Raw genomic sequence first — 21,745 nt, 5'->3', positions numbered from 1 at the left:
GCTCTCCTCCAGGTGGGCGAGGGCGCGTCACGCCACCTCTGCTTCTACGAATTGACATCCTCCCCCTCTTGGAAGAGGGGGATTCCAGCCTGTTCAGGCTGAGGTTCACGGACGTTCGACCCGTTGCGGGGTGTCGTCCCTCCGGCACCGGCTGTTGGCCGGGGGCGAAAAATCCCGCCCTGTCCTGCCGCGACGTTGATACTCGCGTTGGTGTCCGCGTTGCAGGTGAAGCCGCAGGAGGAACAGACGAACTCGGCTTGGCTCTTGCGCGAGTTCTTGTCGATCCATCCGCAGTCGCTGCACCGCAGACTCGTATAGGGGGCGGGTACGTCCTCGACCCGGCCGGGGGCCTTGTGCTCGGTGCGTTGGCGCAGGAGTCCCCAGCCCTGGGCGAGGATGCCCCGGTTGAGTCCGGCTTTGGCGGCGCGACCGTTCTTGAGGTGCCGGCCGGGCCGGTCGGGGTCGGGCTTCGGCTTGGCCTTGGCCGTCATGTTCTTGATGTTGAGCTTCTCGAACCGGATCAGGTCGAACGACTTGGCAAGCATCGTGCTGGTCTTCTCGCACCAGTCCTTGCGCCGGTTCGCCTCACGGGCCTTGAGTCGGGCGGCCTTGGCGTACTCGGCCGGCTTGCAGTCGCTGCCCTTGGGGGCGCGTGCGGCGCGGCGCTGGTGCTTGCGAATCTGCGCGCGTTCCTTGACGGTGAGCTGGGGGCAGTTGAGGGTGCGGCCGTCGGAAAGCGCGGCGGTGATCCTCACGCCCCGGTCGATGCCGATGACCTCGCCCGTGCCCGGAGCCGGGCCCGGCTCGGGGACGACGGCGAACGCCGCATGCCACTGCCCGTTGCGGAAGGTGACGCGGAACGTCTTCGCGGACGGAAGCCGAGCCCCTTTGCCTTTCGCGCTGAGGCGGAAGCGGACCCAGCCGCAGCCGGGCACCTTGACCTGCGCCCACCGGCGGTTGAGCTTTCGCACCACGACGGAGCGGCCCATGACCTGCTTGCCGGTCTTCGCGTTCAGCCTCGGTGTGCCGTCCTCGTTGTACTCGGGTACGCGGTCGGTGCCGATGACGCGGAAGCCCTCGTGCCGGAACTTCCTGCGCCAGGTCGGCTCACCGAACCCCGAGGTGAAGCGGGCGTCCTTGGCCTTCGCGAAGTCCTTGAGCGCCTGCTGCTGCACGTCGGCGTTCCCGGCACCGAGCCATTCACTGTCGCCTCGGGCCTCGGTGAGCTGGCGGCACTGTTCGACGAACCCGGGAGCAGACTTCCGCCCGCGCTGCCAGTGCGCGTGCTGCTCGACGGCGAGGTTCCAGACGTACCGGGCATGCGCGCAGTGCAGCAGCATCTGCTGCTCCTGCCCGCCCGTCGGGTGCATCCGAAAACGACTCATGGTCCCATGATAGCTACACATTGGGACCGATGCCAGAATGGTCCTGTGACCAAGCATGTGAACCTTCGTCTCCCGGACGATGTGCACGCCCTCGCCGTGGCCGCCGCTGCGACCGACGACCGCTCCCTGAATTCATGGCTGATCTCCGTAGTGCGACGCGCCGTCGCGTCCTCCGGTACGCAGGATCGCCCTGACGGCGATCCGGCTACCCCTGCCCCGCTACGCAGGAACGGGCATGCACCCCGGCCCTGAAAGGCCGGGCCTCCCGCCCGGCAGGCAAAGTGGAAGTGTCGTAGGGCGATGACCGCCGTGCCGTGCGGCAGTCTGCTCTGGCATGGACAAGAAGACCATTTCGCGCGACGGCACGGAACTCGCGTACGCGCGCGCGGGGCAGGGTCCCGCGGTGATCCTGGTGAGCGGAGCGATGTCCACGGGCGGCACCGTGGCACCCCTGGCCGGGCTGCTGGCGCGGCGGTGCACCGTCCTGTGGTACGACCGCCGGGGCCGCGGCGGGAGCGGTGACACGGCGCCGTACGCGGTGGAGCGCGAGGTCGAGGACCTGGCCGCGCTGATCGACGCGGCGGGCGGCGAGGCGGCCCTGTACGGCATCTCCTCGGGCGGCGCGCTGGCGCTTGAGGCGGCGGCGGGCGGGCTGCCGGTGCGGCGGGTGGCGGTGTACGAGGTGCCGTACGCGCGCGACGAGGGGGCGGCCGACGAGCGCGCCGCGTACACCGAGCGGCTCACCGAGGCGCTGGACGGGGGCCGGCGCGGGGACGCGGTGGAGCTGTTCCTGCGGCTGACGGGGCTGGCCGAGGAGATGATCCAGCGGGCCCACCAGTCGCCGATGTGGGCCGGCATGGAGGCCATCGCGCCCACGCTGGCCTACGACGACGCGGTCCTCGCGGGCGGCCGGGTGCCCCGGGACCGGCTGGCCGGCATCGGGGTGCCGGTGCTCGCGGTGGCCGGCGGGGACAGCCCGCCGTGGCTGCGGGAGGCGGCCCGGGCGGTCGCGGAGGCGGTGCCGGAGGGCACGTACCGCGCGTTGGAGGGCGAGACCCACATGGTCGACCCGAACGTCCTGGCGCCGGTGCTGGCGGAGTTCTTCGGCTAGAGCCTGGCGTGGGTCAGGAGACCCCGGCCGTCGCCCGCAGGGTCGAGGCGATCGTCGCCGAGCCGACCACGCGCGTGCCGTCGTACAGGACGATGGCCTGGCCGGGGGCCACGCCGCGGACGGGCTCGGTGAAGGTCACGCGCAGTTCGCCGTCGACCGGCTCCGCCGTCACCTCGCACTCGCCGCCGTGGGCGCGGAGCTGGGCGGTGTAGGTGCCGGGGCCGGTGGGGGCGGTGCCGCACCAGCGGGGCTTGATCGCGGTCAGTCCGCTCACGTCCAGGGACGCGGCGGGGCCGACGGTGACGGTGTTGTCGACCGGGGAGATGTCGAGGACGTAGCGCGGCTTGCCGTCGGCGGCGGGGGTGCCGATGCGCAGGCCCTTGCGCTGGCCGATGGTGAAGCCGTACGCGCCCTCGTGGGTGCCGATCTTCGCGCCGGACTCGTCGACGATGTCGCCCTCGGCCCGGCCGAGCCGGCCGGCGAGGAAGCCCTGGGTGTCGCCGTCGGCGATGAAGCAGATGTCGTGGGAGTCGGGCTTCTTGGCGACGGCCAGGCCGCGCCGCTCGGCCTCGGCGCGGATCTCGTCCTTGGTGGTGAGGGTGTCGCCGAGCGGGAACAGCGCGTGGGCGAGCTGCTTCTCGTCCAGGACGCCGAGGACGTACGACTGGTCCTTGGCCATGTCGGAGGCGCGGTGCAGCTCGCGGGTGCCGTCGGCGCCGGTGACGATCTGCGCGTAGTGGCCGGTGCACACCGCGTCGAAGCCGAGCGCCAGCGCCTTGTCGAGCAGGGCGGCGAACTTGATCTTCTCGTTGCAGCGCAGGCACGGGTTGGGGGTGCGGCCGGCCTCGTACTCGGCGACGAAGTCCTCGACGACGTCCTCGCGGAAGCGGTCGGCGAGGTCCCAGACGTAGAACGGGATGCCGATGACGTCGGCGGCCCGGCGGGCGTCGCGGGAGTCCTCGATGGTGCAGCAGCCGCGCGCGCCCGTGCGGAAGGACTGGGGGTTGGCGGAGAGCGCCAGGTGGACGCCGGTCACGTCGTGGCCGGCTTCGGCGGCACGGGCGGCGGCGACCGCGGAATCGACCCCGCCGGACATGGCGGCGAGTACACGGAGGGGGCGGGGGCGCTGCGAGGTCTCAGTCATAACCCTTCCAGGGTACGGGGCGCCGGGAACCGGATCCCGCGGATATCCGTTGACGGGTTCGAGGGGCGACGAAGGACGGGTGAAGGACAGGTCATGGGGGCGAGGAAGCGGGACTCCGACCGGCGGATCGGCCGGCGGGCGCTGCTGGTCGGCGGGGCGGCGGCGGCCGTGGGCTCGGCGTTCCTGGCGCGGGACGAACTGTCCGAGTTGTACTGGCGGCTGCCGGGGGTGCGCAAGCCCCGGGTGGAGGGCGCGGTGGACTACCGGGGCGCGCGCTGGGTGTCGGCCTCGGAGGCCAACTTCCGCTGGGCGGACCGTCCGGACGACTACGGGATCGACATGATCGTGGTCCATGTCACCCAGGGCGGGCTGGAGAGCGCGGTGAAGGCGTTCCAGGACCCGGGCCACCAGGCGGCCGCGCACTACATCGTGGGCAAGGACGGCCGGGTCACGCAGATGATCCGCGAGCTGGACGTGGCGTACCACGCGGGCAACCGGGGGTACAACGAACGCAGTGTGGGTATCGAGCACGAGGGTTTCGTGGACCGCCCGCAGGACTTCACGGACGTGATGTACGAGGCGTCGGCGCGGCTCGCGGCCGGGATCTGCCGGCGGTACGGCATACCCGTCGACCGGGAGCACATCGTCGGGCATGTGGAGGTCCCGGGGACGGACCACACGGACCCGGGCGAGCACTGGGACTGGGACCGGTACATGAAGCTGGTGGCGGCGGCGCACACCGCCACCGCCTGAGACGACGGGCCGCGCGCAGCCTCAGGTCAGGCCGGCCGCGCGGGCGCGTTCCACGGCCGGTCCGATGGCCTTGGCGACGGCCTCCACGTCGGCCTCGGTGGAGGTGTGGCCGAGGGAGAAGCGCAGGGTGCCGCGGGCCAGGTCGGGGTCGGTGCCGGTGGCGAGCAGGACATGGCTGGGCTGGGCGACTCCGGCGGTGCAGGCGGAGCCGGTGGAGCACTCGATGCCCTGGGCGTCGAGCAGCAGCAGCAGCGAGTCGCCCTCGCAGCCGGGGAAGGTGAAGTGGGCGTTGGCGGGCAGCCGGCCCCCGGGTGCCGGGTCGCCGCCGAGGAGGGCGTCGGGGACGGCCGTACGGACCGCGGTGACCAGGGAGTCGCGCAGGGCGCCGATCTCGCGGGCGAACCACTCCTGCTGCTCGGCGGCGAGCCGGCCGGCCACCGCGAAGGAGGCGATGGCGGGGACGTCGAGGGTGCCGGAGCGGACGTGGCGTTCCTGGCCGCCGCCGTGCAGCACGGGCACGGGGCTGTACGCGCGGCCGAGGAGCAGCGCGCCGATGCCGTAGGGTCCGCCGACCTTGTGACCGGAGACGGTCATGGCGGCGAGGCCGGAGGCGCCGAAGTCGACGGGGATCTGCCCGAACGCCTGGACCGCGTCGGCGTGCAGCGGGACGCCGAACTCGGCGGCGACGTCGGCGAGTTCACGGATCGGCAGGACCGTGCCGATCTCGTTGTTGGCCCACATGACGGTGGCGAGGGCGACGTCGTCGGGGTTGCGGGCGAGGGCGGTGCGCAGGGCGTCGGGGTGGACGCGCCCGTAGGAGTCGACGGGGAGGTACTCGACGGTGGCGCCCTCGTGCTCGCCGAGCCAGTGCACGGCGTCGAGGACGGCGTGGTGCTCGACGGGGCTGGCCAGGACGCGGGTGCGGGCCGGGTCGGCGTCGCGGCGCGACCAGTACAGGCCCTTGACGGCGAGGTTGTCGGCCTCGGTTCCGCCGGAGGTGAAGACGACCTCGCTGGGGCGGGCGCCGAGGGCGTCCGCGAGGGTCTCGCGGGCTTCCTCGACGGTCCTGCGGGCCGTGCGGCCGGACGCGTGCAGGGAGGAGGCGTTGCCGGTGACGCTCAGGTGCGCGGCGAGTGCCTCGACCGCCTCCGGGAGCATCGGGGTGGTCGCGGCGTGGTCGAGGTAGGCCATGGTGACCCCGATTCTACGGGGCCCGGTTCGGAGCCTCGCCGCGTGGTCGGCCGCGCGGGTGGGACGACCGGCGGACGATGGCTCAGAAGCTCCAGGAGATGGTCGAGTCCGCGTGCATGAAGGCCAGCAGGACGACCAGGTCGGCGACGCCCAGGGTGAGGCCCAGGAAGGCGCGGCCGCGGCGGGCCGTGCCGCGCCAGAGGGCGACGGAGGCCAGGACGATGGCGATGGGGCCGAGGAACACATTGAGGACGAGCAGTCCCAGCAGGCCCAGGATGAAGGACGCGACGGCCATGCCGTCGGCGTCACGGGCGGCGGTGCGCTGCGGGGTTCGGGTGGCGGGTGCGGTGAGCTGCATGACGGTTCGACTCCTCGGGTCGTGGGTGCGCGGGGTGCGGGTCAGTGGGTCGGGGTGGTGTGCCGGCGGCGGCCGTGGCGCTCGCGGAGCGCGAAGATGCCCAGCCAGACGGCGATCACGGCGGCGGTCACCAGGGTGAAGGTGAGCGGCGCGTGGGCCACGGTGCCCATGACCACGCCGAGCAGCAGAAGTGCGGCGACGAGGAACAGCATGCGATGAAACCCCCTCCGGACGGTCCGGACGACCGTCTCTCGTTAAACTTCGGTGAACAGTTGTAGTTACACTTGTTCACTGACTCTTGAGTCTAGCGTGTCCGACGACTTTTCAATTCCGGAGAACAGTTGTTAACTGGATGACATGAGTCACACCCTCGGCATCCGGCAGGCCCAGAAGCAGAAGACCCGGCAGGCGCTCCTGGACGCGGCGCTCGTCCTGCTGGAGGAGCAGAGTCTGAGCAGCCTGGGTCTGCGCGAGGTCACCCGGGCCGTCGGGGTCGCCCCGACCGCCTTCTACCGGCACTTCCGCTCCACGGCGGATCTCGGGGTGGCGCTGGTCGAGGAGGCGCTGGGCAGCCTGCACCCGATGATCCAGAACACGGTGGCGGGCGCGCACACCAGCGAGGAACGCATCACGCGGGCCGTCGAACTGATCGCCCGTCACGTCCACACGCAGCCGGCGCACGTCCGGTTCATCGCCCGGGAGCGGCACGGCGGGGTGCAGCCGGTGCGGGAGGCGATCCGCAGCCAACTGGGCCGGTTCGCCGAGGAGGTGCGGGCCGAGCTGGCCAAGGACCCCCAGTCGGCGGGCTGGAGCGAGGAGGATCTGCTGATGCTGGCGCATCTCTTCGTCGACCAGATGCTCGTGACGGCCTCGCTGTTCCTGGAGTCCCTGGAGGCCCCGGAGGAGGAGCGCGAGCGGGTCACCCAGCTCGTGACCCGCCAGATGCGGCTCATCAGCATCGGCCGCCGTCACTGGCTCGACTGACGCCCGCGGGTACGGGCGTACGGCGGGGGGGCGGCGCCCCCTTGGCCGGGTGCGCCGCCCCCGGTGGGTCGGTCCGCCGCGCCGTCGCGGGTCAGCCCTGCGACGGCTGTCCGCCACCCGGCCCGCCGCAACCGCCCTGGCCGACACCGGGACCCCCGCTCGGCATGCCCGACGGGACACCGGTGGGGACGCCGGTCGGAGTACCGGTCGGGGCACCGGTGCGCGCGCCCGACGGGACACCCGACGGAACGCCGGAAGGGGCACCGCCTGGTCCCCCGCCCAGGCCGCCGTTAGGCATGCCGGAGGGCGCCTGGCAGTTCTGGCCGCCGGAGGTGCCGCTGCCCGAGCCCGACGAGTCGCCCGAGCCGCAGGCCACCAGGCCCGCCTTGACCCCTCCTGCCCCCTGACTGTCGATCAGGTCAAGCGGACCTTGAACCTCTCGTCAGGCGAGCCTGGCCCGCGCCAGTTGCCGGGACTGGGCCACCAGGCGCCCCGCGCTGTCCCAGACCTCCGCGTCCTCCTCCAGGAAGCCGCCCGCGAGGTTGCGGGTGGTGATGGAGACGCGCAGCGGCCCGGGAGCCGGGCGGGAGCGGACGTGGACGGTGAGTTCGACCGTGGGGACCCAGCCGCGCAGGCCGATCTCGAACGCGGTCGGCGGCAGCGCGTCCACCGCGAGCAGCAGGGAGAGCGGGTCGGGGTCGCGGCCGTCCTTCAGACCGAACCAGGCCCGCATCTCGCCCTTGCCGGAGGGCTGCCCGAGCGCCCAGCCGAGGGTGGCGGGGTCGAGCTTGAGCATCAGCCGGTCGGCGATCGCGGAGCTGCCGTCGACGGGCGCGGGGCCGTCCTCGGGGCCGAAGCACTGTTCCATCGGCGGGATCGCGGGCGGTGTCGCCGTCGTCCGTACATCGTCGGGCAGGGCGCCCAGGTCGCCGTAGGAGGCGAGGACGCGGATCCGCTCGACCTCGTTGCCCTGCTCGTCGTACTGGAGAAGCGAGGCGGTGCCGGTGGAGAGCGTGCGGCCGGTGCGGACCACGTCGGTGCGCACGACGGCCGGGCCCGGCTGGGAGGCGGTGAGGTAGTGCGCCGAGATCGTGAACGGGTCCTGGTGCGGCAGGGCGTCCGCGAGGGCGCGGCCGAGGACGGCGAGCAGATAGCCGCCGTTGACGGCATTGATGATCGTCCAGCCGGCCGAGAGGTCGATGTCGTAGACACCCGGTGCGCGCCGGGTCAGCGCGGTGTCCCGGTCGAACTCGCTGTCGCCGATGGTGGCCCGCGGGGCCGCCGCGGTAGCTGCTTCTGACATGACTGAACGGTACAACAGGTAATTACTAAGCGGTAGCTTTCCCGTTCCCCCCCAGTCTGCCTCCCTCACTCCTCCCGCACCGTCGACCGCCGGTTCCACGCGCGCGGCGCCCGCCAGTGGTACCGCATCGCCAGCAGCCTCAGCACGAAGGCCACGGCGGCGGCGAACCCGCTGGCCAGCGGGGTGAGGGCGTCGTAGCGGATGCAGATCACGACCATCGCGGCGCCCACCATCGCCGGGACCGCGTAGAGGTCGCGGTCCCAGCGCAGCAGGGAGGGCACCTCGTTGGCCAGGACGTCCCGCAGCACACCGCCGCCGACGGCCGTGGCCAGGCCCAGCGCGGCCGACGCCGTGAGGTTGAGCCCGTAGTCGTACGCCTTGGTCGTGCCCGTGACACAGAACAGGCCGAGGCCGGCCGCGTCGAAGACGTTCACGCCGGTCTGGATCCGCTCCACCTGGGGGTGGAGGAAGATCACCAGGAGCGCGGCGAGCAGCGGGGTGAGGAAGTAGCCCAGGTCGGTGAAGGCCGCCGGCGGCACCGCGCCGATGACCAGGTCCCGGAAGAGTCCGCCGCCCAGCGCGGTGACCTCGGCGAGGACGCCGATGCCGAAGACGTCGAAGTTCTTGCGGACGGCCAGCAGCGCGCCCGAGATGGCAAAGACGAAGATGCCGATCAGGTCGAGCGTATGCTGAACGGACGGACTGAAGATCTGCTGCATCACCTTCATATTGTGACGCAAAGCAAAGCCCCCGCCTTACATTGCAAGGCGGGGGCTCCGTGTTGAGCTACTTCTCTTCAGTGTCCTTGGCGACCTCGGCGGTGTCCTCGGCGGCCTCCTTGGCCGTCTCGGCGACCTCCGCCGCCACCGCGGCCGACGTCTCCGCCGACTCCGCGAGCACCTCGTCGGCCACCAGCTCCGCCGCTTCCTTCGCGGCGGTCAGCAGGACGGTGTCCTGCGGGGCCTGGTCCGTGAAGTTCTCCGGGTGGTGGCAGGCCACCTGCTGGCCGGTCCGCAGCTCGATCAGCTTCGGCTCGGTGGTCCGGCAGATGTCCGTCGCCTTCCAGCACCGGGTGTGGAAGCGGCAGCCGCTCGGCGGCGAGATCGGCGAGGGCACGTCGCCCTTGAGCAGAATCCGCTCGCTCTTGGCGTTCCGGCGCTTGGGGTCCGGGATCGGCACCGCCGACATCAGCGCCTTGGTGTACGGGTGCATCGGCGACTTGTAGAGCTGCTCGCGGTCGGCCAGCTCCACGATCTTGCCGAGGTACATCACCGCGATCCGGTCCGAGACGTGCCGGACGACCGAGAGGTCGTGCGCGATGATCACGTACGTCAGACCCAGTTCCTCCTGGAGGTCGTCGAGGAGGTTCACGACCTGGGCCTGGATCGACACGTCCAGCGCGGACACCGGCTCGTCGGCGACGACCAGCTTCGGGTTGAGCGCGAGGGCGCGGGCGATGCCGATGCGCTGGCGCTGGCCGCCGGAGAACTCGTGCGGGTAGCGGTTGTAGTGCTCGGGGTTGAGACCCACGACCGACAGCAGCCGCTGCACTTCCTTCTTGATGCCGCCCTCGGGCGTCACGCCCTGGAGCTTGAAGGGAGCGCCGACGATCGTGCCGATGGTGTGCCGCGGGTTCAGCGACGAGTACGGGTCCTGGAAGATCATCTGCACGTCGCGGCGCAGCGGACGCATCCCGCTCACGCCGAGGTGCGTGATGTCCTTGCCCTCGAACTCGATCGTGCCGCCGCTCGGTTCGAGCAGCCGGGTGATCAGCCGGCCCATCGTCGACTTGCCGCAGCCGGACTCGCCCACGACACCGAGGGTCTCGCCGGACCGGACCTCGAAGTCCAGACCGTCGACCGCGTGCACCGCCCCGACCTGCCGCTGGAGCAGGCCCTTCTTGATCGGGAAGTGCTTCTGGAGCCCGGTGACCTTCAGCAGGACGTCGCCGTCGGTCCGGCCCGGCCCCTTGCTCTGCGCGGGGATCTTCACCGCATTCTCGTCACTCACAGCTTCGGCGCAATCTCTTCGGTCCAGATACGCTCCCGCTGCTCCGTGCTCATGTGGCAGGCGGCCCAGTGACGGCCGCCGACCTCGGCGAGCTCCGGACGGACGGTGCGGGTGACGTTGTCCTTCGGGAGGTCCGCGTACGGGCAGCGCGGGTTGAAGGCGCAGCCGGACGGGATGTTGATCAGGGAGGGCGGGGAGCCCTTGACCGGGATCAGCCGTTCCTGCTGGTCACGGTCGAGGCGCGGCATGGAGCCGAGCAGACCCCAGGTGTAGGGGTGGCGGGGCTCGTAGAACACCTTCTCCGCCGGGCCCCGCTCCACGCAGCGGCCGCCGTACATCACCAGGATGTCGTCGGCGAGTTCGGCCACCACACCCAGGTCGTGGGTGATGACGATGACCGCGGAGCCGAACTCCTTCTGGAGGTCGCGGATCAGGTCGAGGATCTGCGCCTGGACGGTCACGTCGAGGGCGGTCGTCGGCTCGTCCGCGATCAGCAGCTCGGGGTTGTTGACCAGCGACATCGCGATCATCGCGCGCTGGCGCATACCGCCGGAGAACTCGTGGGGGTAGTTGTCCACGCGCTTGTCGGGCTGCGGGATGCCCACCCGGTCGAGCATCTCGACCGCGCGTCGCTTCGCGGTCTTCTTGTCGACGTCGTGGTGGATCCGGTACGCCTCCACGATCTGCTGGCCGATCGTGTAGTACGGGTGCAGCGCGGACAGCGGGTCCTGGAAGATCATCGCCATCTCGCGGCCGCGCAGCTTGCGCACGTGGTCCGGGTCGGCGGAGAGCAGCTCGGTGCCGTCCAGCCAGATCTCGCCGGAGATCTGCGCCTTGCGCTTGCCGTACTGGCCGGCGGTGTGCAGGCCCATGATGCCGAGCGAGGTCACCGACTTGCCGGAGCCGGACTCGCCCACGATGCCGAGGGTCTTGCCCTTCTCCAACTGGAAGCTGAGCCCGTCGACGGACTTGACGAGACCGTCGTCCGTCGGGAAGTGCACCTTGAGGTCGCGCACCTCGAGGAAGGCGGTCGGCGCGGGCGAGGCGGGGGTGGGTTCTCCCACGGCCGCTCCGCTCTTGCTCAGGTCGGTCATGCGAGCCTCACTCGGGGGTCGATCACGGCGTACAGGATGTCCACCACGAGGTTGGCGACGAGCACCGCGAGGGAAGTGACCAGGGTGACGCCCAGGATGATGGGCAGGTCCTGGTTCTTGATGGCGTTGAGCACGGCCTGGCCGAGGCCGGGCAGGTTGAACGCCGTCTCGGTCAGGATCGCGCCGCCGATGAGGGCGCCGAGGTCCATGCCGAGCATGGTCAGCAGGGGGGTCATCGTGGAGCGCATGGCGTGCTTGCCGATGACGGTCCGCTCCGTGAGGCCCTTGGCGCGCGCGGTGCGGATGTAGTCCTCGCCGAGGATCTCCAGCATGGTGGCGCGGGTGATCCGGGCGTACATCGCCGCGTACAGGAAGGCGAGCGTGACCCACGGCAGGATCATGCCGCCGAACCAGGCGCCGAAGTTGTCCTCCAGCGGCACGAACTGTCCGTCGAACAGGTCGAGTCCGTAGACGAAGATCGACAGCGCGACCATGCCGGTGAAGTAGATCGGGAGGGAGACGCCCGACAGCGCGATCACCATCGCGCCGCGGTCCCACAGGCTGCCCCGCTTGAGGGCGGAGAGCACACCGGCCGAGACACCCATGAGCAGCCACAGCACGGCGGCACCCAGCGCGAGCGCCAGGGTCACGGGGAAGCGGTCGGTCAGCACAGGCCAGACGGCCTGCTCACTGCGGAAGGAATAGCCGAAGCACGGGGCGGCGCAGTGGATGGTGTCCCCACCGCCCGTGTAGGTGCGGCCGGCGAATATTCCCTTGAAGAACTCCCAGACCTGGGCGTAGATCGGGTCGCCCAGGCCCAGCTTCTCGCGCACACCCTCGACGGCGGCAGGGTCGGCCTGCTTGCCCACGAAGCTCAAGGCGATGTCCACGCCCGCCCACTTGGGGATGAGAAAGAAGATGCCGAAGACCACCATGACGATGACCACGAGCATCACTGCGGCGGCGAACAACCGCCTGATGAGGTAAGCGAGCACAGCTCTCGGCCCGCCGCGGACCGCGGGCCACCGGAGATCGTCCGATGGCCCGCGGTCACGCCGCGACGGCCTTCACCTGCCTTTCGTGCCGTTCGGCGGGTGTGCCGCGACTACTTCTTGGGGTTCTTCAGACCGAGGTTGACGAAGTCGTACTGACCGCTGTAGCCGTCGGTCGTGTAGACGTTCGCCAGGTTGTCCGAGCGCCAGTTGATGAAGCGCTCGAAGACGAAGGGCAGGTAGTACGCGCCCTCCATCACCTTGTGGTTGATCTCCGTGGAGATCTTGGCCTTGCCGGCGTCGTCAAGGGTGGTGACGTACGAGTCGAAGAGACCGTCGATCGTCTTGTCCTTGATGAGCGCGTAGTTGTTGTTGCCGCTCTCGGAGATGTACTTGCTGCTCCACAGCGGGAGACCGAAGCCCTGCACGGACGGGAAGTCCGGGCCCCAGCCCATGATGATGATGCCGTAGCCCTTCTTCTTCACGTTCGAGGGGCTGCCGATGATGCCGGCGGTCTGCGAGCCGTCGTACTGGTCGATCTCGGCGGTGATGCCGATCTTCTTCAGCGACGCCTGGAGGGACTGCGCGGTGGCCACCTCGACCGGCTTGTTGTTACGCACCGCGATGGTGGTCTTGAAGCCGTCAGGCTGACCGCAGGCCTTCAGGGCCTCCTTGGCCTTGGCCTCGTTGCCGCTCTTGTTGGCGCCGGAGATCTCGTACGGGTCGTACTTCTGACCCTCGGCACCCGGGACCGACGGCGGCAGCATGTTCGTGCCGATGTCGCCACCGGCGATCGGGCCACCACGGGCCGTCTGGAGCGAGACGTGGTCCGCGCCCAGGATGACGGCCTTGCGGCACTCGATGTTGTCGAACGGCGCGACGCTCTGCGGGAAGACCGCGTAGCGGACGTAGCCGGAGACCGGGTTGTCCAGGTTGGCCTTGTGCTCCTTCAGGGCGGTGGTGCGGCCCTGCGGGGACATGCCGGTCTGGTTGAGGTCCAGGTCCAGGTCACCGCTGATCAGACGCTGGTCGAGCTGGTTGGCGTCCGAGAAGAACTGGATCGTGATCTTGTCCGGGTAGGCCTTGCGGACCGGGTCCGACGCCTGCGCCCACTTGTCGTTGCGGACCAGGGTGAGGTCCTTGCCCGGGGCGTACGACTCGAACTTGTACGGGCCGGAGGAGAACGGCTTCAGGCCGTACTTGGACTTGGTGTCCTTGTCCTGGCGGACCGGGGAGGCCGAGACGAGCGCCAGCATCTCCTCGAAGTCCGAGTTGGCCTGCGGGAGCTTGAAGACGATGGTCTTCTCGTCCGGCGTCTCGATGGACTTCAGGCCGAGCTTGTCCTTGGAGGTGTCCTTGTAGGGGCCCTTGTACTCGCCCTTGGGGTCGAGGACGTCCTTCAGGTACGTCGGACCGCCGGCCAGCACGTCCTGCGCCCAGACACGCTCGATGCCGTACTTGACGTCCTGGGAGGTGATCGGCTTGCCGTCCTCCCAGGTGATGCCGTCACGCAGGGTGTACGTGTAGGTCTTGCCGTCGTCCGTGACCTTGGCGGTCTCGGTCGCGAGGTCCGGCGTGATCTCGGCACCCGCGGCACCCGGCTCAGCCTTGTTCGTCACGAGCTGACGGCTGTAGTAGCGGGCGAAGTTCCACATCATGCCGTAGTAACCGCGCGTGGTGTCCCACGAGTCGGCGTCCTGGGCGGCGCCGAACTTCAGCGTGCCGCCCTTCTTGGCGAGGGACGCCTGGGCGACCTTGTTGTTGGCTGCGTCGAAGCCGGCGGCACCGGTGCTGGAACCCTTGCCGCTGTCGTCGTCGCTGCCGCCGCCGCACGCCGCCGTGGTCAGCAGCGCGGCGACCGCGACGGCAGCGGCAAGTGCCTGCTTCCGCCGCCCTGAGGTGCGTTGGGTAGTCACGATCTCGGATCCTCCGGATTTGATGAGAGCCCCCGTGTCAGTGCCACGGGACATTTGTGGTGCGGCTGCGGTGCGGCGGTTCAGCGGGACGCCTTCGGGTCGAGCGCGTCCCGGACGCCGTCGCCGAAGAGGTTGAACGCCAGCACGGTGATGAAGATCGCCACGCCGGGGACCACCATGAACATGGGGTCGGACTCGTAGTAGTCGATGGCGCTGGAGAGCATCTGGCCCCACGAGGCGGTGGGCGGCTTGACGCCGACGCCCAGGAAGCTCAGCGCCGCCTCGGTGAGGATGTTCGTGGGAATCATCATCGTCGTGTAGACGACGATCGGGGCGACCAGGTTCGGCAGCAGCTCCTTGAAGAGGATGTACAGCCGGCCCGCGCCCAGCGACCGGGCGGCCTCGACGTACTCGCGCTCGCGCAGCGAGAGGGTCTGGCCGCGCACCACGCGTCCGATGTAGGGCCAGCCGAAGAAGCCGATGACGAGGATCATCACGAAGACGCGCACGCTCGAACCGGTGAGGCCCAGCAGGTTGTTCGGCATCACGGAGACCAGCGCGATGATGAACAGGAGCTGCGGGAAGGCGAGCAGACCGTCCATCACACGGCTGATGAGGGAGTCGACCCAGCCGCCGAAGAAGCCGGCGAGGATGCCCAGGATCGTGCCGAGGATGACGGCGACGACGGCGGACAGGAAGCCGACCAGCAGGGAGATCCGGGCCCCGTAGAGGATGCGGGCGAGGATGTCGCGGCCGTTGACGGGCTCGACGCCCAGCAGGTGGTCGCCGCTCAGACCGCCGAGGGACCCGGTCGGGGTGCCGAACAGCGGGTCGATGAGGTTCTCGTGGTACTCGTTCGGGTCCTGCCCGAGCAGGCCCGTGATGAACGGGGCGAACACGGCCACCAGGACGAGGACGAGCACGACGATGCCGCCCGTCAGGGCGAGCTTGTCCCGCTTGAGGCGCTCCCAGGCGATCCGGCCGAGGGAACGACCTTGGACGGCCTTGGCGCCCGAGGTGGCGACCGCCGCTTCGTCGGCCGCGCTCGGGGCCGCTTCCGCGGTCGGCTCGTGCAATGGTGCCGTCATCTGGCAGGGACCCCTCTCAACCGGCGGTAGCCGGCCCGCGCTTGCCGCTGTGGCGGCTGATCCGTCCGTCGTACACAGGGACGAAGTCCCCTGGACCGGGAGTCTTCAACGCTTTGGCGATCTGTAGCCAGACTTGACGGTGAAAGGATGCGTAACCGTGATACGGGTGGGTAGATTCCGTTATCCGGACGCCGGGTAACGCCCCCCGGACACCCACAAGTTGGGGCACAAACGGACAAGTCACCATCAATCGCCGCTATCTACGCGCGAAGATCCCTTGGAGATTCTCCAGGTATTCTGTGCGCGTGCACCGCCCGTTTCCGGCAGGTCAGTACCGGCCGGAGGGCGGATAGCCGTACCCCGCGGCCGGCGCCTGCGCCGGAGCGGGAGCGGGAGCGTGCGCCTCACGGTCGTAGAACGGCCGCGCACCGGCCCGCATCCACATCACGACCGGGTCGTACTCGTCGGTCATCGCGACCGTCGACACCGAGAGCCCGTCCGGCACCGCCCCGACGGACTGCTGCATCATCGCCCGTACGGCGTCCACGGCCGGCGGCGAGGAGTCGTACACATCGAGCCCGATGGCCAGGTACGGCGCGCCCAGCGCCGGCTGCACCCAGGCGCGGCGCAGCGCGCGCACCGCCGGGGTGCGATGGGCGTTCTGCGCGAGCAGGGCGTAGAACTGCGGGATCTCGATGGCCGGTTCGGAGAGTCTGAGCGGTCCCGCGGGCTGACGGTCGAGGCCCGTCGCGATCCGGCGCAGATCCAGCCAGGGGATGCCGACACCGCCGCCGGGGGCGTGCGGGTTGAGCCAGAGCCCGTAGTGGTCGGGGAAGAGCGTGCGGGCCGCGTCGATCCCGTCGACCACCTCGTACGAACGGTTCCAGCCGCTCGCCGACAGCTCCTGCGCGGAGGTGACACAGGGGGCGTAGCCGTGGCCGTCCACCTCCATGGTCCCGTACTGGGCGTCCGGGGATCCGGCCCGGCCGTGCCACAGGAGCATCCAGACCTGGCCGGAGGCGGGGGTGGCGAGGGCGCGCAGGAGCGCCTCGTAGGCGTCGTACCGCCCGGGCGTGACCTGGCGCAGCGTGTGCTCGACCTGTCCGGCCGCGATGCCGCTGGCGCTCACCTGTACCGCCCCTTCATCCATGAGTTGCCCCGCGTACGGGAACAGCTTAAGCGCCCACGGGCCCGGGGCCGCCGACGGTGGCGGCCGGGAGCCGCTAACGCCGGTAGAAGGGGCGGACCTTGTCCTTCATCCACTCCCCCACCGGATCCTGGGCCACGTCCAGGAGGATCAGGTTGACCGGCCAGCCCACCGGGGCACGCCCCAGGGCGCGGCCGAGGGCGTCCAGCGGGAGTTCGCGCAGGTCGGGGTCGAGGTGGGAGACCTCGACGCCGATGAACATCACCGGGTCGGCGGTCTCGATCGCCGCCAGGCAGCGGCGGGCGGTGCGGACCACGCCCGTGGCGTCGAACTCGGCCGAGGCGGCGGCGAGGAAGTCCACCGGGTCGTCCTGCCAGTCGGGTTCGAAGAGACGGACGCGGCCGCCGGCGGCGGGGCCGTCCAGCGGGGTGCGGCCGGCCCGGCACAGCTCGGCCACGGCGGCCGGCGGCAGCGGGACGCCGACCACGCCCTCCGGGTTGACGAACAGGCCGGCCTGTGGCGGCAGACCGCGCGCGAACTCCACGGCCGGGGCGATCGTGAACGACATATGGGTGCCGGCGACCTGACGGAGCTGCTCCTCGGAGCTGAACACCGGCACGTACGCCTGCCCCTCCAGCTCGATGGCGGGCAGATCGAGGGGGCCGCTGCGCGGGCCGCCGCCGCTGGGCAGCGGGACCCAGACGAAGCTGCGGCCGAGCACCTCCACGATGCGGCCGCCGGCGCCGGGCACGCCGAGGGAGGCGGAGAGCACCTCCTCCAGTTCGTTGCCCGGCCATCCGCCGTGCGGATGGGGGTGTGCCGGTGCGGGGAATGCCGTCGGGAAGTCCGCCGGTGGGAAGTCCATCTGCCTACCGCCTGCTGGTGACCACGGGTGTGGCTGAAAGGCTAACGGGTACGGGGGCGCTTTCCTCCGGGTTCCTCCGGGCGAGAGGGGAGCGCCGGGCCCCCGTGGTGATCAGGCGGAGAAGCCGATCCGGTTCAGGGCGTCCGCCGCGTCCCGGTCGAGCAGCACCGCCGCGCCGACCCCGGCGGGCAGCCGGCCGCGCTCCACCGAGCGCAGCAGCCGGGCGGCGGCCGTGCGGTGGCGCAGGAACGCGTACCGCGAGACGCCCCGGCCGCGCTCGCGCTGCCCGGCCAGCGCCGCGTCCGGGGTGACGTCGAGCAGCAGCAGATGCAGGGTGGCGCCGCGGCGCCGGGCCTCGCGGGCCAGCCAGTCGCGCACCCACGCCTGGGTGCCGCAGTCGTGGACGACGACGCCCTCACCGGTGCGCAGGGCGCGGCGCAGCGCGGCGAAGTGGGCGAGGCGGACCAGGGGGCGGTAGAGGGCGTAGGGCAGGAAGCGGGGCACGCGGGCGTCCCAGCGGTCGCGGGTGTCCTGGGAGTCGATACGGGTGCCGGTGACCGCGCGCCGCATCAGCGTCGACTTGCCGCTGCCGGGCAGACCGGTGACCACCACCAGGTCGTGGCGGCCGAAGAGCAGGCCGTGCGGGCCGCGTCCCGAGCGGTCGCGCAGATCGCGGACGACGGGTGCGGTCCGGGCTCGGCGCGCCTCCCGGGCGGGTGCGGCGGGCTGTGCCGGCAGCGCGAGCGCCGAGGTGGTCGCGAGAACCGTGGTCCTCGCGGGGGTCCTGTTCACCGTGATCGTCCTCCCCTGGGGTCAGGCAAGTCTTCTCCCCACCGAGCGTAAAGAGAAGGTAATGCGTGATGTCTCGCGTTTTCGTGCGCGTACCGCCACAGGCCGGTTACAGATGCGGCCTGTGGCGACCGGGGCGGGGCGTGCAATGATGGGCGCGCCAACTGCATACCGGCCGTTTGAATCCGCGCGGGAGAGTTCCCAGTCTTCGCTGGGGCGCCGAAGGAGCAAGTCCCTCCCTTGAATCTCTCAGGCACCGTTACCGCGCGGGCGAGGCACATCTGAAAAGCGGACCGCCGTCACCGGTGGTCCCACCCAAGGTGCAAGCCACGACCCGCCGTGTCCACAGGCGCGCGGTCATGGCGAACCTCTCAGGTTCCGATGACAGATGGGGAGGAACGCCCTCGCCCTGTCTGTCATGCCTTGGGAGACGAACGACCGATGAGCAGTACCGAAGAACTCCGTCACACCGCGCTCGATGCTCTGCATCGCTCGCTGGGCGCGACGATGACCGACTTCGCCGGCTGGGACATGCCCCTGCGCTACGGCTCCGAGCGCGACGAGCACACCGCCGTACGCACCCGCGCCGGGCTCTTCGACCTCTCGCACATGGGCGAGATCGCCGTCACCGGCCCGCAGGCCGCGGCCCTGCTCGACTTCGCCCTGGTGGGCAACATCGGCGGGGTCAAGCCCGGCCGGGCCCGCTACACCATGATCTGCCGGGCCGACGGCGGCATCCTGGACGACCTGATCGTCTACCGGCTGGCCGAGACCGAGTACCTGGTCGTCGCCAACGCCTCCAACGCGCAGACCGTGCTGGACGCCCTGGTGGAGCGGTCGGCCGGCTTCGACGCCGAGGTCCGCGACGACCGGGACGCGTACGCGCTGATCGCCGTCCAGGGCCCCGAGTCCCCCGGCATCCTGAAGTCCCTCACCGACGCCGACCTCGACGGCCTGAAGTACTACGCCGGCCTGCCGGGCACGGTCGCCGGGGTCCCCGCGCTGATCGCCCGCACCGGCTACACCGGCGAGGACGGCTTCGAACTGTTCGTGAAGCCGGAGCACGCCGTCGAGCTGTGGCAGGCGTTGACCGAGGCCGGCGCGGGCGTCGGACTGGTCCCGTGCGGGCTGTCCTGCCGCGACACGCTGCGCCTGGAGGCGGGCATGCCGCTGTACGGGCACGAGCTGTCGACCGCGCTGACCCCCTTCGACGCGGGCCTCGGGCGCGTGGTGAAGTTCGAGAAGGAGGGCGACTTCGTGGGGCGCGAGGCGCTCCAGGAAGCCGCCGAGCGGGCCGCCGCGAAGCCGCCGCGGGTGCTGGTCGGCCTGGTCGCCGAGGGCCGCCGGGTGCCGCGCGCCGGGTTCTCCGTCGTCTCCGGCGGCGAGGTGATCGGCGAGGTCACCTCCGGCGCCCCCTCCCCGACGCTGGGCAAGCCGATCGCGATGGCCTACGTCGACGCCGCGCACGCCGCCCCGGGCACCCCGGGCGTCGGCGTGGACATCCGCGGCACCCACGAGCCGTACGAGGTCGTGCCGCTGCCGTTCTACAAGCGGCAGAAGTAGGACCTCTCTTTCGGATCTGGCCGACCCCGAGTGACGGTGCGTCTCGGCGGGCCCGAGCGGGGTCTGGTGCGTGCAGCTGCAAGGCGGAGGAGGGCGGCAACGCGGAGCGTTGACAACCGACGACAACGCCGCAGATGTGCGTGCCAGGGCCCGCGACCCCCGGCAAGATCCGAAAGAGAGGTCCTGAACACTGAGCACCGCGCGCGGGTGACCCCTGCGCACCTTTGCGCTGCTCACTCGCGTGTGCAGCAGTCCCTCATTCACCAGCAGTCCCTCGCGTACAGGAGAATTCAGGCCATGAGCAACCCCCAGCAGCTTCGGTACAGCAAGGAGCACGAGTGGCTGTCGGCCGCCGCGGACGGCGTCTCGACGGTCGGCATCACGGAGCACGCGGCCAACGCGCTCGGCGACGTGGTCTTCGTCCAGCTCCCGGAGGTCGGCGACGCGGTCACCGCGGGCGAGTCCTGCGGTGAGCTGGAGTCCACCAAGTCGGTCAGCGAGCTGTACTCGCCGGTCGACGGCGAGATCGTCGAGGTCAACCAGGACGTCGTCGACGACCCGTCGCTGGTGAACTCCGCCCCCTTCGAGGGCGGGTGGCTGTTCAAGGTACGCGTGACGGGCGAGCAGGAGGAGCTGCTCTCCGCCGACGAGTACACCGCCTACACCGCCGGCTGAGGAGTCGTAGCCGTATGTCCGTCCTGAACACGCCCCTGCACGAGCTCGACCCGGAGATCGCGGCCGCGGTCGACGCCGAGCTGCACCGCCAGCAGTCCACCCTGGAGATGATCGCCTCGGAGAACTTCGCTCCGCTCGCGGTCATGGAGGCCCAGGGTTCGGTTCTGACCAACAAGTACGCCGAGGGCTACCCCGGCCGCCGCTACTACGGCGGCTGCGAGCACGTCGACGTGGCCGAGCAGATCGCGATCGACCGGGTCAAGGACCTGTTCGGCGCCGAGTACGCCAACGTCCAGCCGCACTCCGGCGCCTCCGCCAACCAGGCCGCGCTGTTCGCCCTGGCCCAGCCCGGGGACACCATCCTCGGCCTGGACCTGGCCCACGGCGGCCATCTCACCCACGGCATGCGCCTGAACTTCTCCGGCAAGCAGTTCGACGTGGTCGCGTACCACGTGGACGCGGAGACCGGTCTGGTCGACATGGCCGAGCTGGAGCGGCTCGCCAAGGAGCACCGCCCCAAGGTGATCATCGCCGGCTGGTCGGCGTACCCGCGCGAGCTGGACTTCGCCGAGTTCCGCCGGATCGCCGACGAGGTCGGGGCCCACCTGTGGGTGGACATGGCGCACTTCGCGGGCCTGGTCGCGGCCGGTCTGCACGCCAACCCGGTGCCCCACGCCGACGTGGTCACCTCCACCACCCACAAGACCCTGGGCGGCCCGCGCGGCGGCATCATCCTGGCGAAGAAGGAGTTCGCGAAGAAGCTGAACTCCTCGGTCTTCCCGGGCTTCCAGGGCGGTCCGCTGGAGCATGTGATCGCCGCGAAGGCGGTCTCCTTCAAGGTCGCGGCCTCGGAGGACTTCAAGGAGCGCCAGCGCCGCACCGTCGAGGGCGCGCGGATCCTCGCCGAGCGTCTGACGGCCGCCGACGCCCGTGAGGCCGGGGTGAACGTGCTGTCCGGCGGTACGGACGTGCACCTGATCCTGGTCGACCTGCGCGACTCCGAGCTGGACGGGCAGCAGGCCGAGGACCGTCTCCACGAGGTCGGCATCACGGTCAACCGCAACGCCGTCCCGAACGACCCGCGGCCCCCGATGGTCACCTCGGGCCTGCGGATCGGCACCCCGGCCCTGGCCACCCGCGGCTTCACGGCCGAGGACTTCGCCGAGGTCGCGGACGTGATCGCCGAGGCGCTCAAGCCGTCGTACGACGCCGCGGCGCTGAAGGCGCGGGTCACCGCGCTGGCCGAGAAGCACCCGCTGTACCCCGTTCTGAACAAGTAGTTCCTTTTCGTCGGTCGCCCCGCACACTCGGAAGTGAGACCCGGAGGTGCGGGGCACCCGGCGAGCACCTGTGACGCACCACCCCCGCACCACCCCT

At 70.7% G+C, this 21,745-nt stretch carries 21 protein-coding genes and 2 riboswitches; of the genes, 6 read left to right on the top strand and 15 right to left on the bottom strand.

The window, feature by feature from the left end:
• Positions 1-44: 44 nt before the first annotated feature.
• Positions 45-1,385, bottom strand: coding sequence for an RNA-guided endonuclease InsQ/TnpB family protein (locus AFM16_RS27215; protein WP_078634906.1), 1,341 nt, complete (start codon positions 1,383-1,385; stop codon positions 45-47).
• 334 nt (positions 1,386-1,719) lie between these two features.
• Here AFM16_RS27215 and AFM16_RS27205 point away from each other — a divergent pair, with 334 nt between their 5' ends.
• Positions 1,720-2,496 (top strand): alpha/beta fold hydrolase, encoded by a 777-nt coding sequence (locus AFM16_RS27205; RefSeq protein WP_078634905.1) that lies wholly within the window; start codon positions 1,720-1,722, stop codon positions 2,494-2,496.
• 13 nt (positions 2,497-2,509) lie between these two features.
• Here AFM16_RS27205 and mnmA read toward each other — a convergent pair whose 3' ends face one another.
• Complete coding sequence (gene mnmA / locus AFM16_RS27200) at positions 2,510-3,640, bottom strand: tRNA 2-thiouridine(34) synthase MnmA (RefSeq protein ID WP_030793660.1); 1,131 nt, start codon at positions 3,638-3,640, stop codon at positions 2,510-2,512.
• A 93-nt stretch (positions 3,641-3,733) separates the two neighbouring features.
• Between mnmA and AFM16_RS27195 the strand changes: the two genes are divergently transcribed.
• Positions 3,734-4,393 carry an N-acetylmuramoyl-L-alanine amidase gene (locus tag AFM16_RS27195; protein ID WP_078634904.1) on the top strand — a complete coding sequence of 220 codons (660 nt, stop codon included), beginning with the start codon at positions 3,734-3,736 and terminating at the stop codon, positions 4,391-4,393.
• A 21-nt stretch (positions 4,394-4,414) separates the two neighbouring features.
• Here AFM16_RS27195 and AFM16_RS27190 read toward each other — a convergent pair whose 3' ends face one another.
• From AFM16_RS27190 to AFM16_RS39485, 3 genes are all read right to left on the bottom strand, one after another.
• Complete coding sequence (locus AFM16_RS27190) at positions 4,415-5,584, bottom strand: cysteine desulfurase family protein (RefSeq protein ID WP_078634903.1); 1,170 nt, start codon at positions 5,582-5,584, stop codon at positions 4,415-4,417.
• An 82-nt stretch (positions 5,585-5,666) separates the two neighbouring features.
• The gene (locus AFM16_RS27185; RefSeq protein WP_078634902.1) at positions 5,667-5,942 is read right to left on the bottom strand and encodes a DUF4190 domain-containing protein; all 276 of its coding nucleotides are present in this window, start codon (positions 5,940-5,942) and stop codon (positions 5,667-5,669) included.
• A 41-nt stretch (positions 5,943-5,983) separates the two neighbouring features.
• Complete coding sequence (locus tag AFM16_RS39485) at positions 5,984-6,154, bottom strand: hypothetical protein (RefSeq protein WP_167797263.1); 171 nt, start codon at positions 6,152-6,154, stop codon at positions 5,984-5,986.
• A gap of 145 nt (positions 6,155-6,299) precedes the next feature.
• On the opposite strand from AFM16_RS39485, the gene AFM16_RS27180 reads away from it, so the two are divergent.
• A complete protein-coding gene (locus tag AFM16_RS27180; protein ID WP_078634901.1) occupies positions 6,300-6,926 on the top strand; it encodes a TetR family transcriptional regulator in 627 nt (208 codons plus the stop codon).
• A gap of 442 nt (positions 6,927-7,368) precedes the next feature.
• Here AFM16_RS27180 and AFM16_RS27170 read toward each other — a convergent pair whose 3' ends face one another.
• From AFM16_RS27170 to AFM16_RS27125, 10 genes are all read right to left on the bottom strand, one after another.
• A complete protein-coding gene (locus tag AFM16_RS27170; RefSeq protein WP_030793635.1) occupies positions 7,369-8,229 on the bottom strand; it encodes a thioesterase family protein in 861 nt (286 codons plus the stop codon).
• 65 nt (positions 8,230-8,294) lie between these two features.
• Complete coding sequence (locus AFM16_RS27165; protein ID WP_030793632.1) at positions 8,295-8,951, bottom strand: trimeric intracellular cation channel family protein; 657 nt, start codon at positions 8,949-8,951, stop codon at positions 8,295-8,297.
• A 64-nt stretch (positions 8,952-9,015) separates the two neighbouring features.
• Positions 9,016-10,221, bottom strand: a complete 1,206-nt coding sequence (locus AFM16_RS27160; protein ID WP_370628148.1) for an ABC transporter ATP-binding protein — start codon at positions 10,219-10,221, stop codon at positions 9,016-9,018.
• Positions 10,222-10,235: 14 nt separating this feature from the next.
• Positions 10,236-11,333 (bottom strand): ABC transporter ATP-binding protein, encoded by a 1,098-nt coding sequence (locus AFM16_RS27155; RefSeq protein ID WP_030793626.1) that lies wholly within the window; start codon positions 11,331-11,333, stop codon positions 10,236-10,238.
• Entirely contained in the window at positions 11,330-12,328 is a 999-nt protein-coding gene (locus tag AFM16_RS27150) for an ABC transporter permease (protein ID WP_030793623.1), read from the bottom strand. Before AFM16_RS27150 ends, AFM16_RS27155 begins: the two co-directional genes overlap by 4 nt.
• Before the next feature lie 110 nt (positions 12,329-12,438).
• The gene (locus AFM16_RS27145; protein ID WP_030793620.1) at positions 12,439-14,241 is read right to left on the bottom strand and encodes an ABC transporter substrate-binding protein; all 1,803 of its coding nucleotides are present in this window, start codon (positions 14,239-14,241) and stop codon (positions 12,439-12,441) included.
• Positions 14,242-14,321: 80 nt separating this feature from the next.
• Complete coding sequence (locus tag AFM16_RS27140; RefSeq protein WP_030793617.1) at positions 14,322-15,329, bottom strand: ABC transporter permease; 1,008 nt, start codon at positions 15,327-15,329, stop codon at positions 14,322-14,324.
• Between the two features lie 328 nt (positions 15,330-15,657).
• On the bottom strand, positions 15,658-16,458 hold the full coding sequence (locus AFM16_RS27135) for an enhanced serine sensitivity protein SseB C-terminal domain-containing protein (RefSeq protein WP_078634899.1): 801 nt from the start codon (positions 16,456-16,458) through the stop codon (positions 15,658-15,660).
• Between the two features lie 94 nt (positions 16,459-16,552).
• Positions 16,553-17,341 carry an enhanced serine sensitivity protein SseB gene (locus tag AFM16_RS27130; protein ID WP_030793611.1) on the bottom strand — a complete coding sequence of 263 codons (789 nt, stop codon included), beginning with the start codon at positions 17,339-17,341 and terminating at the stop codon, positions 16,553-16,555.
• A gap of 111 nt (positions 17,342-17,452) precedes the next feature.
• Positions 17,453-18,133 carry an AAA family ATPase gene (locus tag AFM16_RS27125; RefSeq protein ID WP_370628069.1) on the bottom strand — a complete coding sequence of 227 codons (681 nt, stop codon included), beginning with the start codon at positions 18,131-18,133 and terminating at the stop codon, positions 17,453-17,455.
• Between the two features lie 177 nt (positions 18,134-18,310).
• Positions 18,311-18,405, top strand: a riboswitch (glycine riboswitch).
• Positions 18,406-18,528: riboswitch (glycine riboswitch) on the top strand.
• A 43-nt stretch (positions 18,529-18,571) separates the two neighbouring features.
• Here AFM16_RS27125 and gcvT point away from each other — a divergent pair.
• The 3 genes from gcvT (at position 18,572) to glyA (ending at position 21,648) form a co-directional block, all read left to right on the top strand.
• Positions 18,572-19,693 carry a glycine cleavage system aminomethyltransferase GcvT gene (gene gcvT, locus AFM16_RS27120; RefSeq protein ID WP_078634897.1) on the top strand — a complete coding sequence of 374 codons (1,122 nt, stop codon included), beginning with the start codon at positions 18,572-18,574 and terminating at the stop codon, positions 19,691-19,693.
• Between the two features lie 297 nt (positions 19,694-19,990).
• Positions 19,991-20,368, top strand: coding sequence for a glycine cleavage system protein GcvH (gene gcvH / locus AFM16_RS27115; RefSeq protein ID WP_078634896.1), 378 nt, complete (start codon positions 19,991-19,993; stop codon positions 20,366-20,368).
• Between the two features lie 14 nt (positions 20,369-20,382).
• The gene (glyA, locus tag AFM16_RS27110) at positions 20,383-21,648 is read left to right on the top strand and encodes a serine hydroxymethyltransferase (protein WP_078634895.1); all 1,266 of its coding nucleotides are present in this window, start codon (positions 20,383-20,385) and stop codon (positions 21,646-21,648) included.
• Positions 21,649-21,745: the final 97 nt, after the last annotated feature.

The sequence above is a fragment of the Streptomyces antibioticus genome (assembly GCF_002019855.1).
Taxonomy (GTDB): Bacteria; Actinomycetota; Actinomycetes; order Streptomycetales; family Streptomycetaceae; genus Streptomyces; species Streptomyces antibioticus_B.
The sequence above is the reverse complement of the archived record's forward strand: the minus strand, read 5'-3'. Positions and strand labels throughout refer to the sequence as shown.

Coding starts and splice junctions, on each gene's coding strand:
- AFM16_RS27185 (WP_078634902.1), bottom strand. CDS start 5,942: ATGCAGCTCACCGCACCCGCCACCCGAACCCCGCAGCGCACCGCCGCC.
- mnmA (WP_030793660.1), bottom strand. CDS start 3,640: ATGACTGAGACCTCGCAGCGCCCCCGCCCCCTCCGTGTACTCGCCGCC.
- AFM16_RS27215 (WP_078634906.1), bottom strand. CDS start 1,385: ATGAGTCGTTTTCGGATGCACCCGACGGGCGGGCAGGAGCAGCAGATG.
- AFM16_RS27155 (WP_030793626.1), bottom strand. CDS start 11,333: ATGACCGACCTGAGCAAGAGCGGAGCGGCCGTGGGAGAACCCACCCCC.
- AFM16_RS27205 (WP_078634905.1), top strand. CDS start 1,720: ATGGACAAGAAGACCATTTCGCGCGACGGCACGGAACTCGCGTACGCG.
- AFM16_RS27130 (WP_030793611.1), bottom strand. CDS start 17,341: ATGGACTTCCCACCGGCGGACTTCCCGACGGCATTCCCCGCACCGGCA.
- AFM16_RS27140 (WP_030793617.1), bottom strand. CDS start 15,329: ATGACGGCACCATTGCACGAGCCGACCGCGGAAGCGGCCCCGAGCGCG.
- AFM16_RS27190 (WP_078634903.1), bottom strand. CDS start 5,584: ATGGCCTACCTCGACCACGCCGCGACCACCCCGATGCTCCCGGAGGCG.
- AFM16_RS27170 (WP_030793635.1), bottom strand. CDS start 8,229: ATGTCAGAAGCAGCTACCGCGGCGGCCCCGCGGGCCACCATCGGCGAC.
- AFM16_RS39485 (WP_167797263.1), bottom strand. CDS start 6,154: ATGCTGTTCCTCGTCGCCGCACTTCTGCTGCTCGGCGTGGTCATGGGC.
- glyA (WP_078634895.1), top strand. CDS start 20,383: ATGTCCGTCCTGAACACGCCCCTGCACGAGCTCGACCCGGAGATCGCG.
- AFM16_RS27195 (WP_078634904.1), top strand. CDS start 3,734: ATGGGGGCGAGGAAGCGGGACTCCGACCGGCGGATCGGCCGGCGGGCG.
- gcvH (WP_078634896.1), top strand. CDS start 19,991: ATGAGCAACCCCCAGCAGCTTCGGTACAGCAAGGAGCACGAGTGGCTG.
- AFM16_RS27180 (WP_078634901.1), top strand. CDS start 6,300: ATGAGTCACACCCTCGGCATCCGGCAGGCCCAGAAGCAGAAGACCCGG.
- gcvT (WP_078634897.1), top strand. CDS start 18,572: ATGAGCAGTACCGAAGAACTCCGTCACACCGCGCTCGATGCTCTGCAT.